At 48.5% G+C, this 13,203-nt stretch carries 9 protein-coding genes; 4 read left to right on the forward strand and 5 right to left on the reverse strand.

The window, feature by feature from the left end; all coding sequences use genetic code 11:
- Positions 1 to 4: 4 nt before the first annotated feature.
- The 3 genes from OL444_RS09590 to OL444_RS09600 all read right to left on the reverse strand — a co-directional run bounded on the left by OL444_RS09590 (position 5) and on the right by OL444_RS09600 (position 4,695).
- A complete protein-coding gene (locus OL444_RS09590; RefSeq protein WP_264733435.1) occupies positions 5 to 2,419 on the reverse strand; it encodes a TonB-dependent receptor in 2,415 nt (804 codons plus the stop codon).
- Between the two features lie 170 nt (positions 2,420 to 2,589).
- Complete coding sequence (locus OL444_RS09595) at positions 2,590 to 3,567, reverse strand: helix-turn-helix transcriptional regulator (RefSeq protein WP_264733434.1); 978 nt, start codon at positions 3,565 to 3,567, stop codon at positions 2,590 to 2,592.
- A gap of 228 nt (positions 3,568 to 3,795) precedes the next feature.
- Positions 3,796 to 4,695 carry a LysR family transcriptional regulator gene (locus OL444_RS09600; protein WP_264733433.1) on the reverse strand — a complete coding sequence of 300 codons (900 nt, stop codon included), beginning with the start codon at positions 4,693 to 4,695 and terminating at the stop codon, positions 3,796 to 3,798.
- 111 nt (positions 4,696 to 4,806) lie between these two features.
- Here OL444_RS09600 and OL444_RS09605 point away from each other — a divergent pair, with 111 nt between their 5' ends.
- From OL444_RS09605 to OL444_RS09615, 3 genes are all read left to right on the forward strand, one after another.
- Positions 4,807 to 5,751: an alpha/beta hydrolase gene (locus OL444_RS09605; protein WP_264733432.1), complete on the forward strand. Its 945-nt coding sequence runs from the start codon at positions 4,807 to 4,809 to the stop codon at positions 5,749 to 5,751.
- 10 nt (positions 5,752 to 5,761) lie between these two features.
- Positions 5,762 to 6,925 carry an MFS transporter gene (locus tag OL444_RS09610; RefSeq protein ID WP_264733431.1) on the forward strand — a complete coding sequence of 388 codons (1,164 nt, stop codon included), beginning with the start codon at positions 5,762 to 5,764 and terminating at the stop codon, positions 6,923 to 6,925.
- Positions 6,926 to 7,088: 163 nt separating this feature from the next.
- Entirely contained in the window at positions 7,089 to 8,654 is a 1,566-nt protein-coding gene (locus tag OL444_RS09615) for a discoidin domain-containing protein (protein ID WP_264733430.1), read from the forward strand.
- Positions 8,655 to 8,734: 80 nt separating this feature from the next.
- Here the strand turns inward: OL444_RS09615 and OL444_RS09620 are convergent, their stop codons facing one another.
- Entirely contained in the window at positions 8,735 to 11,110 is a 2,376-nt protein-coding gene (locus tag OL444_RS09620; RefSeq protein ID WP_264733429.1) for a ribonucleoside-diphosphate reductase subunit alpha, read from the reverse strand.
- Positions 11,111 to 11,138: 28 nt separating this feature from the next.
- Complete coding sequence (locus tag OL444_RS09625) at positions 11,139 to 12,113, reverse strand: ribonucleoside-diphosphate reductase small subunit (RefSeq protein ID WP_264733428.1); 975 nt, start codon at positions 12,111 to 12,113, stop codon at positions 11,139 to 11,141.
- A gap of 447 nt (positions 12,114 to 12,560) precedes the next feature.
- Between OL444_RS09625 and OL444_RS09630 the strand changes: the two genes are divergently transcribed.
- Entirely contained in the window at positions 12,561 to 13,202 is a 642-nt protein-coding gene (locus tag OL444_RS09630; protein ID WP_264733427.1) for an ABC transporter ATP-binding protein, read from the forward strand.
- Position 13,203 lies beyond the last annotated feature (1 nt).

Here is a 13,203-nt window from a genome sequence, read left to right on the forward strand (position 1 = left end):
GATATTATTTCTGATGGAATAAGAAGTAGCGTAATTTGATGTTGAATGCACGGCTGGCTTTCTGTAGTTTGAAGTGATCATACAGCAGGGCATCCGTTAAGTTGAGGCATTCGAAGTTGACGTTGTATTTGCCGCCACCAAAGCTGTACAGCAGGCTGGCGCCATGATTCCACTGGGTAGGGATCGTAATTTTAGTCTCCTCTTCTCCCAGGCTGGGCCATCCCTCAAAATAAGCGTGCACGTATTGCAGGGTATAGTTGAGGGTCAGGAAATCTTTTTTACCAAACAGTTGATGGAACGTGTAGGAAGCATCTGCGTTGCCAAACATATAGGGTATGTTGGGCAGGCGGTCTTTGTATACCAGGCTGACACCACTGGCGGCTTTTCCGTCTTCGTATTTGGTCTGATTGATCAGATGCTGGTAGCTAAAGTTGGCGCCTACACGCAGTTTGTTTTTGTAGGCATATTGTACGCTGGCTTCCACTCCTTTGTTATCCACATCGCGGAGGTTCACCATTTGTTGTATGGTATAGGCAGAACCTTTAGCCAAGCTAGGCCGGATGAAGTCTTTGGAGTAGCGGTAGAGTATACCGGCGTCGATGATGAGGCGATGTACTTTATTGAACGTAGGGGAGTAGATCACGCCCAGGTTGATGTTTTCGCTGCTTTCCGGTTTCAGGTCAATGTTGCCGGTGAGGGTGTTTACGTTACCAAATAATTCGCTGCTGCCAGGTACACGGATACCATGTTCATATGACGCTCTTAACTGGAGGTCACTTTTCAGGAAGTAGGTAGAGGCCATGCCATAGCCGGTAGCAGAAAAACTGTTTTCACGCCAGTCATAGTCTTCCCGTTGCGGATTGTCTTTCCCTTTTACGTTGAGGAAGGAGCGGCTGAACTGGCGATAGTTTTTCGCGAAGGCGGTGATATTCCATTTGTCGGAATAATCAAAGCGGTAAGCCAGTCCGATGACGTTTTTACGTACAGTACGTGGCCGTTCGAGGTATACATCGCTTTCGTTGAGGAGGTCCTCACCGGTACGCCTGAACGTAGTATAGGTATTGTTGAGTACCACGGAGTGATGATCGTTGATACGGTAGCTGAGGTTACCGGAGAACATACCGTTGTTGTCTTTGTAGCGGTAGTTCATACGGCTTCTTTCCCCGCCTTTTCTGGTAGGGTCGTTGGCAGTGTGGTCTTTTACGACTTCGCCAAGCCAGTTATATTCTTTGAATACGGTATCGATGGTTTGTTCATTACCCAGGTTGTAGTTGGCGTTGACGGTGAGGCTCAGGCCTTTCAGTCCCAGATCTTTTTTGATGTATTTCAGGGAAGGAATGAGGATGTTGCCTTTCGCTAACCGTTGTCCGTATACGTCTTCCATGGTGGCGCCGTTTTGCAGCTGGGATTCGCTTTTGCCGAGGTTCACGCCCAACATGAGCTGATCGGCCCATTTCTTTTTACGAACGCCTACGCCGAGTATCAGCATTTCGTTGTGGTACCGGTCGTGGAAGCGGCGGGCACGTACTTTTTCCACGGTGCCGAAGCGGTCTACCGGTGTTTCGGATTCGATCCAGTAGTTGTTGTCGGAGTAGTTCTGATAGGCATTCACCTGGAGTACAAAGCCGGATTTGGTGTGCAGGCCGAAGTTTACGGAAGACTTATGTGTGTTGAAGGAACCAAAGGAATAGGAGGCGTCGAGGTAATTGGTACGCTGACTGTTAGTGACGATGTTCACCGCGCCGCCGAGAGCATCTGCCCCCAGTGTTACCGGTACAGCGCCTTTATATACTTCAATTCTTTCTGCGAGGTTGATGGGGATATTGTTGATACCGAAGGAGCTGCCGAAGTTATCCATGGGGATACCGTCGATGAAAAACTTTACCTGGTTGCCGCTGAAACCGTTCAGGGAGAAGTCGATATTGGAGCCGAGGCCGCCGGATTCCCGTACACGTACGCCGGGCACATAGCTAAGGGCATGGGCAATATCGAGGGTGGTGTTATGCAGTTTAACCGCGTCGATGGCCGTCACCTGATAAGCCTGGCGGGCTGCTTTCCTGGTTTCCGACATCGCTTCCACATTTACTTCTTTGATGTGTTGCGTGTGTGGGCGAAGTACGAGGTCCTGTTGCAGGGTACCGGGTGTTACTACAATGGAAAAAGGCGCATAGCCCACTGCATTGATTTGTAAGGTGATTTTTTCACCAGGCAAACCAGTGAATTGGTAGTGGCCTTTTTCATCTGCAGTGGTACCGCGTTTGGCGCCTTTCAGCAGGATGGTCACCTTGGGAACAGGTTGCCCGTTATGGTCTCTGACAGTGCCGGAAAGCGTGCCTGGTTGTTGTGCGATAACAGATCCCGGCGTAAAACAGTACAGGGATATAATCAATACAAGGGAAGTAAAAAGATGACGATACACTTATTTTTAAATTTAAAATGAGCTGTGATGTATGGGCACAGCATAGGCTGTGCCCCTGTAATGGAATGCTTGCTGTTGTTTGCGGATGCAAAGTTAAAGGAGGGTTGTCCGGCGGCTGCGATGAACGACGGAGCGTTTTCGATGAAAAAAGGAGTAATTGACCGTAAAGGCTAACGTAGCTTACTGGGCAGGATGCCGAAATGTTTTTTGAAGGCCGCAGAAAAATTGGTGGCGTCGTTGTAGCCCATCATGGCGGCTACCTGATTCACATTGTGTTCCTGGCTGAGCAATAGTTTGCGGGCTTCTTCCATTTTTACCTGATTCAGATACCCGAATACGGTGGTGCCAAAAACTTTCTTGAATGATTTCTTGAGATTAAATTCATTGGTGCCGATCTGGTGGGCCAGGTCTATCAGCGAACAGGGATTGGTAAGATTATGCAGGATGATGTCTTTTGCTTCATGCATGCGGTCAATTTCACTTTTGCGTAACCCTGTGCAGACAGGGTTTTGCGACAACATTTCATATTGCTCCAGTTGCAGCATGAGTAGTTCGATGATCCGTGCTTCGATGAGCATTTTTTTATAGGATCCTGTACGCTGATTGTGGATGATCTCCTGCAGGATGTTGCGCATGGCGGGTGTGACCGGCATGTTATACTGACTCAGGGTAGCTATTTGTTCCCGTTCCAGCTGACTGTGAAAATGATTGAATACTTTTTGCAGCGGAATATACTTCCGGAAGAAGGCCAGCGGAAGAATGATTTCGATATACTCCTGGTTGTTGCCGGGCGCCCAGCTGCTATAGCTGTTGAGGCGGGGAAAACAAATGATGTTGTGTTGATTGAACTGAAAGTTGATATCCGGCGTAGTACCTTTTTCCATGGCAAAGAGGAAGTTGGCACACAGGTTAAACATCAGCTGGAGGGAAGGCGTATCGGTATATACACGATAGTCGATGCCTTGCTCGCTGTCGATGTTAACATAATAAAGGTAGATCTCATCTACCTTTATCACTTTGTTGGTATCTTTTACGCCTGCTGCATACGATATCCGGTCTATCTCTACTATATCATTTTCTTCATGAATATTAAAATCATCATTAAATATAATTCCCTGTGGTTTAACACTTTCTATCTCCAAAATCATAAGCGCATTTTTGCTCTTTCACCTCGCTACGTGGCTTCATGTACAGTTCAGTGCCAGCAAAGTAAAGTAAAACCTAAACCGGGATTTTCACGTGTCGGAAAAAATGACAATGACATGAAGTTGATCAAAAAGGGAAAAATGCTGTAATGCTTACTGGTGAATGGTTTGGGCGGGTATTTTTAATAGGAATATCGATCCGGGAAAATTTATAATGGGTCTGATTGCTTGTCATCCGCGCTCTTTTATGGCTACCAGTTCCTGCGCTGCTTTAAGCTGTGCAGCCGTAACTTTTGTTTTATCATACACCAGATAAATGGTATTGGTAGTAGGTATAAATCCTTTCCATACGGCTGTTAGTTGTTTGGCCTTTATCATTTCTGTGGCGAGGTAACTGGCGGTGATGGTCATGCCTTTACCATAGCGGATGGCTTGCAGAATGGTATTCATATCGGCAATAATAAACTGCGGTCTGATAGCGGGTCGCTTTTTAAAGTTCTCGAGCCAGAAGCGGCGAATGATGGCCAGGTCGCTGCTGTAGGCATACCAGGGCTGTGCCAGCAACCAGTTTTCAATTTTGTCGATGGCTTGTTTCCGGATCAGGTTTTTCAGCGGGGTAATGTCCAGGCCGGGATGGGCTACCAGTATAAAGGCTTCTGATAATATCGGCTCATAGGTAAGGTGTGGATCAGTAATCTGCTGAGTGGCAATTACGAAGTCCAATTCTCCTTTTTGCAGCTGGCGGATCAGGTCTTTGGTTAGTCCAAAAGTAACGAGCAGGTGAGCCGCTGTTTTAGCTACGTTGCGCGATAATACGGTATGAAAAAATTCCTGTACAGCGCCTATGTGTATGGTGGGCAGCAGGGGCGTGGCGCAGCGATGGCGAAAGTCAGTTTCTACATTCTCCAGCTTTTCCAATGGTTCTACTACCTGTGTATAAAACAGTTTGCCGTAATCTGTAGGGAGCAGCTTGGGTTTACGTTCAAAGAGTTGTTTACCTACATGTACTTCCAGCGCAGCCAGATGCTGACTCACATTCGGCTGTGAAATAAAGAGTGCTTTGGAAGCAGCCGTCAGCGAACCGGTTTGGTATACGGCTTTAAAAGTGCGGTACCACTCGAGATTTACCATAGCATGAAGGTATAAATATTTTTATGAAGGAGGATAAATCGTATTATTTTCTTTATGTAGATGATTGTGCCAGATTGCAGGCATATTTTTTTAATTAAGCAGGAAGATAATATGGAAGCAACGATGCAATTGCCGCAGGAAGTACAGGCGGCCCTGGATTTTATTGGCCGTATCGGCGACACCTTGCCGGCATATGATAATGACATGATCACCGGGCGTCATTTTTACCGGGAATTTATCACCCTGGCAGGACCTGCCGAAGCGGTGCATCATATAGAAGACCGGTTGCTGGCCGGGATACCGGTACGCATGTACCGGCCAGCTGCCACACCGGATTTGCCGGTGGTCGTATACTTCCATGGCGGCTGGTTTTATCTCGGTGATCTCGACACCCACGACCGGCCGCTGCGGGCGTTGGCGAATGCAGCAGGCTGTGTGGTGATCGCAGTGGATTATGGACTGGCGCCGGAGCGGCCTTTCCCGGCTGGTATACAGGATGCGTGGGCGGTGTTGCAGGCCGTGGCAGCGGAAGCTACAGCACTGGGTGTTGATAGCCAACGTATAGCCGTTGCCGGCGACAGTGCCGGTGGCGCACTGGCAGCAGTAGTAGCCCGGCGCGCCGTGCAGGAAGGCGGCCCGCAGATAACATTGCAGGTGCTGGTATATCCGGTAACGGATGCCGCATTGGATGCCCCTTCGTGGAAAACATTTGCCAACGGACCTAACCTGGATCTGGCCGGCGCTATCATCGCCTGGGACCTCTATGTACCGGATAAGGTGGCCCGCCTGCATCCGGATGTATCGCCGCTGCGGGCAACGGATCTCACCGGCTTGCCGCCGGCGCTGGTCATCACGGCAGAATATGATCCGCTGCGGGATGAAGGGCTGGCGTATGCGCAGGCATTAAAGGCCGCTGGTGTAGCAGTACAGTCTTCGCTGTACAAAGGAATGATACACGGATTTTTCCAGATGGGCGGTGTGATTCCCGATGGTAAAAAAGCCATCGGGGAAGTAGCGGATACGCTCCGCCGGTATTTCTTCACCACAGCAGTATAATAGGGCCCGCATGAAGAAGATAGCATATATCGGCAGTTTAGGGCTGATAGGGATCATTACAACGGAATTTGGCGTCATTGGCATCTTACCGCAGGTGGCCGCCTCGTATCATATCACCATCGACAAAGCCGGGCTGTTGTTAAGTGCATTTGCGATGGTGATAGCGCTGGCGGGCCCTGTTATGACCCTGGCTTTTTCCGGGTATAATCGTAAGACGGTGATGGCCGTGAGTTTGTCGCTGTTTGTAGTAACAGGCGTGGTATCGTTTTTGTCGCCGCCATTCTGGTTGTTGCTGGTGGTGCGTATGTTGCCGGCTTTTTTACAACCGGTGTATATCTCCACGGCCATTGCGGCAGCTACTGCGGCGGCAGATAAAAAAGCGGAACACAGGATGATGGCCATCGTGCTGGGAGGTATTGGCATAGCCACAATTACGACGGTGCCTTTTGCGACGTATATAGCGGGTATTACCAGCCGCTGGCAGGCTTCTTTTGTGGTGCAGACGGCGGTGAGTATACTGGCCTTACTGGCGGTGCTGCTGTTACTGCCCTCCATGCCGGTGAAGCAACGTATCGCATTCGGCAGTCAGCTGCGTATCCTGCGGAAGCCGGTGTTTCTGGTGAGTGCAGGTGTGGTATGCGCGATGAATGCGGCGATGTTTACGACCTATAGCTATTTCGCAGATTACCTGGGCCAGGTATACGGGATGGATGCCCGTATGATCAGCAGTATGTTGCTGCTGTTCGGCGTGGCTGGCGTGATCGGTAATGTGGTGGCCGGAAAGGCGTTGGGCAAAAGTATTACCGGTACCACGGCCATCTGGCTGGTGGGACTGACGGTGATATCGGGCGGCATTTATTACGCCGGACAATTACCCCTGCTGACAGTGATACTCATAACAGTATGGGGCGTCTTGCATACGCCCTGTTTCCTGACCGGCCAGGCCTACATGATAGCGGCCGCACCGGAGGCGCCGGAATTTGCCAACAGCCTGTCTATTTCCTTTGGCAACCTGGGGATATCGGTGGGTACAGCCGTGAGTGGCTGGGTGATTGCGCAGTATGGCGTACAGCAGGCGCCTTGGAGTATGCTGGCTTTTGGCGTAGTGGCCTTGCTGCTGATGGGACTGAAAAGCAGGCTGGAAAAAAATGTCTGCACGGTCGCGCGTGTGTAAGTAAAAACAGTTTTTATCATCCCTGTTCAGGTAGATGATCTCCGCGTAGGTCATCTACCTGAACAGGGATTTTTTAATACAGGATTCCTGATTTTTTTATTTATCTTGTTAAGTAACCAAAGTCTCGTAATTACCACTTTTTGTTAATCAATAAAACTGAACAATGAAAAAGAACCCAAATCTATTGTTGGCAGGTATGCTATTGTTATCCACGTGGATAGGTGCCTGTAAAAAAGATGCAGACAGCCGTTTACAAACCCTTTCCGGCGACCCCGCTATGGCGCTGGGTAATTTAACGGCATCGGCGTACGACCTGAATGTGGTGTATTTCGTACCGTCCGATGGCGACACGATTGTTAACTACCGGGCACGGCTCAACGGTATTCTGAAACAAGGCCAGCGTTTCTATGGCAAATGGATGAATTATTATGGTTATGGCGACCGTTCCTTCGGTTTGCGGCTGGATTCCCTCGGTAATGTGAAAATAACCGTGGTTAAAGGCGCGCTGACGAAGGCAGGCTATCCTTATGAGGGCGGCGGCAATACTGCCATTAATGAGCTTAATACGTGGTTTGCAGCGCATCCGGGCGATAAGCACAGTGAACATACCCTGGTGATTATGCCAGCCAGCACCTACGGGGCGGATGGCGATCCCGGTGGCGTACCTTTTTATGGGCTGGGCCGCTGGTGCTTTGCGCTGGATTATGCCGAAATGGATACCAGCTATCTGGGCCAGTCAACAACGCTCGGCAACCGGGCTACCAAATGGATCGGTGGTCTGATGCATGAACTGGGCCACGGCCTGAACCTGCCGCATAACAAGGAAAAAGTATCAGAAGCGGCAGATGCGACCAAAGGCACGGCTTTAATGGGTAGTGGCAACTATACCTATGGCAAGAGCGCTACCTTCCTGACGGCGGCCAGTGCAGCCATCCTGAATAACTGCCAGGTATTCCGTACCAGCAGTGGCAGCGGTTTTTATGGTGGTGGTAATACAACCATCAATACCATTAAGGCGAATTATGCCAGTGGCAATATTGCCCTGAAGGTGCGGTTCAGCGCTACACAAACGGTGAATAATGTGATCGTATACAATGATCCCGAAGGTGGCAACGACTATGATGCCGTGGCCTGGGTAGCAGCGCCGGCGGGCGACAGCTTTCAGGTGAGTATGCCTATCAGTGAGCTGCAGAAAAAAACGGGTAACTACAGCCTGCGTATCCGCTTCCTGTATACCAATGGTTCATCTACTGAAATATCTTATCCGTATACTTTTGTAAATAATGAGCCGGTATTGGATATCAGTACAAAAGATGAACTGAATAAATCAGCCTGGACGATTACTTCTGTAAGCAGCCAGGAAGATGACGGGCCGGCTACGAACCTGCTGGACAACAACCAGGCTACGGTGTGGCATACCCAGTGGAAAAGCGTACAGCCTGCGCATCCGCATACCGTGGTGGTAAACATGAATACCACGCAACAGCTGAAGGGACTGGCCTTCCTCCAGCGGGCCAACCTGAATGGTTCGCTGAAAGATATCACGGTATATACCAGCACGGATAATAGCACGTATACTTCCCGGGGTAATTATACCCTGACGAATGTCAACAGTAAGCAGTATGTGACTTTTACTGCGCCAGTGAATGCGAAATATATCAAGGTGGTAACAGGTTCTAATTACGCCGGTTCACACTATGCGGTGCTGGCAGAATTAGGTGCTTTCTAAGCAAGATATCATGCATCATACACACAAAAAAATCCCTGGCCTCTCAGCCAGGGATTTCTCATTTATACTTACATAAACCATTAAGCGCTGCAGGTAACGCAACCTTCTTCCATAGTACAAACCGCACCTTCGATGATTTCATCCATCGCGCCATCACCGCCGGCAGCTACTACCGGTTGTATTTGCTGGCCACCTTGTTTCTCTACGGTAAACTGTACTGCCTGTGAAGCAGCCTGGGTACGCAGATAGTACATGCCTGTTTTTAATCCTTTCTTCCAGGCGTAGAAGTGCATGGAAGTCAGTTTGGCTGCACTTGGGGTGTCTACAAACAGGTTCAGTGATTGCGACTGGCAGATGAATGCACCGCGGTCTGCCGCCATATCAATGAGGTTACGTTGTTTGATTTCCCAAACGGTTTTATACAGTTCTTTGATATTGGAAGGAATTTCCGCAATATTCTGGATAGAACCGTTGTTGGAGATGATCTTTGTTTTCATGTCGTTATCCCACAGGCCCAGTTCTACCAGGTCTTTCAGCAGGTGTTTGTTTACCACTACAAACTCTCCGCTCAGTACCCGACGGGTGTAGATGTTGGAGGTGTATGGTTCAAAACACTCGTTGTTGCCGAGGATCTGGGAAGTGGAAGCCGTTGGCATTGGCGCCAGCAGCAGGGAGTTACGGATACCGTCTTTTACGATGTTGGCTTTCAGGGTGTCCCAATCCCAGCGTGCAGATGGTGTAACGTTCCACATGTCAAACTGGAGGATACCTTTGGAGGCTGGTGAGCCTGGGAAGGTTTCGTAGGGGCCTTCTCTTTTGGCTACATCGTGAGAAGCAGTGAGGGACGCGAAGTAGATGGTTTCAAATATTTCGCTGTTCAGTTTTTTCGCCTCATCGCTTTCAAACGGATAACGCATCAGGATAAAGGCATCCGCGAGCCCCTGTACACCTAAGCCAATCGGGCGGTGACGCAGGTTGCTGCGTTGTGCTTCTTCTACCGGGTAGAAGTTATTATCGATGATTTTGTTCAGGTTCAGGGTAGCCTGGTAGGTAACTTCAAATAATTTCTGGTGATCGAACTGACCGTCTGTAATGAAACGGGGCAGGGCGAGGGAAGCCAGGTTACATACCGCTACTTCGTTGGCATCTGTATACTCGATGATTTCGGTACACAGGTTGGAACTCTTGATGGTACCCAGGTTCTGCTGGTTGGATTTACGGTTGGCCGCATCTTTATACAGCAGGTAAGGCGTACCGGTTTCTATCTGGGCGTCCAGGATAGCAAACCAGAGGTCCTGTGCTTTTACGGTTTTGCGTGCACGGCCTTCCTGTTCGTATTGGGTGAACAGTTTTTCGAAGGCTTCGCCCCAGCATTCGTGCAGTCCGGGTGCTTCGTGCGGGCAGAACAGGGACCATTCGCCGTTTTGTTCTACGCGTTGCATGAACAGGTCTGGTACCCAGAGGGCATAGAACAGGTCACGGGCGCGCATTTCTTCTTTACCGTGGTTCTTACGCAGATCCAGGAATTCGAAGATGTCGGCATGCCATGGTTCCAGGTAGATAGCGAAGGCGCCTTTACGTTTACCACCGCCCTGATCTACATAGCGGGCAGTGTCGTTGAATACGCGCAGCATCGGGATGATACCGTTGGAGGTACCATTGGTGCCGCTGATATAGGAGCCGGTTGCCCGGATATTGTGAATGCTTAAACCGATACCACCGGCGCTTTGTGAAATTTTAGCGGTTTGTTTCAGGGTATCGTAGATGCCTTCGATGCTGTCTCCCTGCATGGTGAGCAGGAAGCAGGACGACATCTGAGGTTTGGGTGTACCTGCGTTGAAGAGGGTAGGCGTGGCATGTGTAAACCAGCGCTCACTCATCAGGTTATAGGTTTTGATCGCAGATTCGATATCTTCTTTGTGGATACCTACAGATACACGCATGAACATGTGCTGCGGGCGTTCCTGGATTTTTCCGTCTGTTTTCAGCAGGTAGGAACGTTCCAGTGTTTTGAAACCGAAGTAATCAAAGGCAAAGTCGCGGTCGTAGATGATGCTGGAATCCAGGATATCTGCATTTCTGCGGATGATGTCCCATACTTCATCAGACAGCAGTGCTGCGGATTTGCCGGTTTTAGGATCAATATAGTCATACAGTTTCTTCATTGTTTTGGAGAATGATTTCACTGTATTTTTATGCAGATTGCTCACTGCTATGCGGGATGCGAGCAGGGCATAGTCGGGATGTTTGGTGGTCAGGGATGCGGCGGTTTCAGCGGCCAGGTTATCCAGTTCACTGGTAGTAACGCCGTCGTATAAACCTTGTATAACCTTCTTAGCAACATCTATGGCATCTACGTACTCCGTATTGAAACCGTAGCACAGTTTCTCGATACGGGCCGTTATTTTATCAAATTTAACGGCTTCTTTTCTGCCATCTCTCTTGATTACGAACATGGGTTTGTGAATTTAAGAGGTTAATAATTTAAAAATCTTCTTCCAGGCTGAAAGTCTGAGCTTCTTTGCTACCGCCCATTACACCTGATTTCTGGTAATCGCCCACACGTTTTTCAAAGAAATTGGTCTTACCCTGTAAGGAAATCATTTCCATGAAGTCGAAAGGATTAGACGCATTGTATATTTTGGTATATCCCAGTTCAGCTACCCATCTGTCGGCAACGAACTCGATATATTGAGACATCAGCTCACTGTTCATACCGATCAGTGCTACCGGTAATGCTTCGGTGATAAATTCTTTTTCATAGCTAACCGCTTCCCGGATAATTTCGTGTACCTGTTCTTCGCTTAACCTGTTTTCCAGCATGCTATACAGTAAGCAGGCGAATTCGCAGTGCAGTCCTTCATCACGGCTGATCAGTTCATTGGAGAAGGTCAGACCTGGCATCAGTCCTCTTTTCTTCAGCCAGAAGATAGAGCAGAAGCTACCACTGAAGAAGATACCTTCTACGGCTGCAAAGGCCACCAGGCGCTCTGCAAAGGTGCCGTTCTCAATCCAGCGTAAGGCCCAGTTCGCTTTTTTCTGTACCGCAGGTACCGTATCAATAGCATGGAACAAACGGTCTTTCTCTACCGGATCTTTAATGTAGGTATCAATCAGTAATGCATATGTTTCAGAGTGGATATTTTCCATCATAATCTGGAAACCATAGAAGCAGCGCGCTTCCGGGATCTGTACCTCACTCATGAAGTTAACAGCCAGGTTCTCATTTACGATACCATCGCTGGCGGCAAAGAAAGCCAGTACATGAGAAATAAAATGACGTTCGCCATCATTCAAATTAGCCCAGTCTTTCAAATCACTTCCTAAATCTACTTCTTCTGCTGTCCAGAAACTTGCTTCATGCTTTTTATATTGCTCCCATACTTTAGGGTATTTGATTGGCAATAACACAAAACGGTCCTTGTTCTCTTTTAAAAGAATTTCATTCTCGTTAATCATCATTAATTTTTTTATGGGTACTGTCGAAGGTTCTTGGTTTTTCTGCATTGGGGGTCAGCGAACTGAAATTCATTACTACCGCACTACATTCACAATCTTAAAGTTTGCTGTTCCTAAAATCCATACGTCCAGGATTACAAATGTAAGCATCCGGTTAAGGGATGATCGATTTAGTTTTCAACAGGTGTGGAAAAAGAACTAAACTATTATCGGAACATAGTGGTAGCCTGCGTTTCACGCCTTTTTGAAGATGTGCACATGCCCTGTGTTTTTAACTGTGATTACTTCCTCAATCTGGGGCCTTATATACACAATTTTTTAATCACAGGCGCTAATGTTATGACCTTCAACAAAAAAATGACGCAAACAAATATTTGTTAAATTGACCTGCTCATACACTACATATATGCGTTAATTTTTCATATTTACATTTTCAACAACTTACGTATGTCCGAAACGGTTATTGCACTCCACGGGGTGAAGAAAAGTTACCAGGATACACCCGTACTGGATATTGCCCGCCTCGAACTGGCGTCGGGTATATACTGGCTACAGGGCGAAAACGGCGCCGGCAAAACCACCTGTATGAAGGTGATGGCGGGACTCATCCCCTTTAAAGGCGAAATTATCCTCCAGGGAGCCGTCAGTAGCCGTCAGCATCCGGTCCGGTTCCGCCGCCTGATCAACTATGCAGAAGCAGAACCACTGTATCCCGCTTTCCTCACCGGCCGCGATCTGTTAGAGCTGTACCTCAATACAAAAGGAGGCGACCGCGAAAACATCCGGCAGATCAGTGAACAACTGGGTGTGCATAACTTTGTGAATAACCCGGTAAGCAGCTACTCCAGCGGGATGCTTAAAAAACTGTCCCTGTTGCTGGCCTTTACCGGCAATCCTGTACTTATCCTGCTGGATGAACCGCTCATTACTATCGACACACAGGCACTGGAAGTATTATATGAACTGATCCGAAGCTTTCGCAAGAAAGGCGTTACTTTTTGTATTACCTCACATCAGCCCCTCGATAACAAAGCATTAACAATTACGGGTACCCTGAACGTAGCCGGTAAAAATATAACGCTCAATTAAT

Origin of the sequence: Chitinophaga nivalis, from assembly GCF_025989125.1 — a bacterium.
Taxonomy (GTDB): domain Bacteria; phylum Bacteroidota; class Bacteroidia; order Chitinophagales; family Chitinophagaceae; genus Chitinophaga; species Chitinophaga nivalis.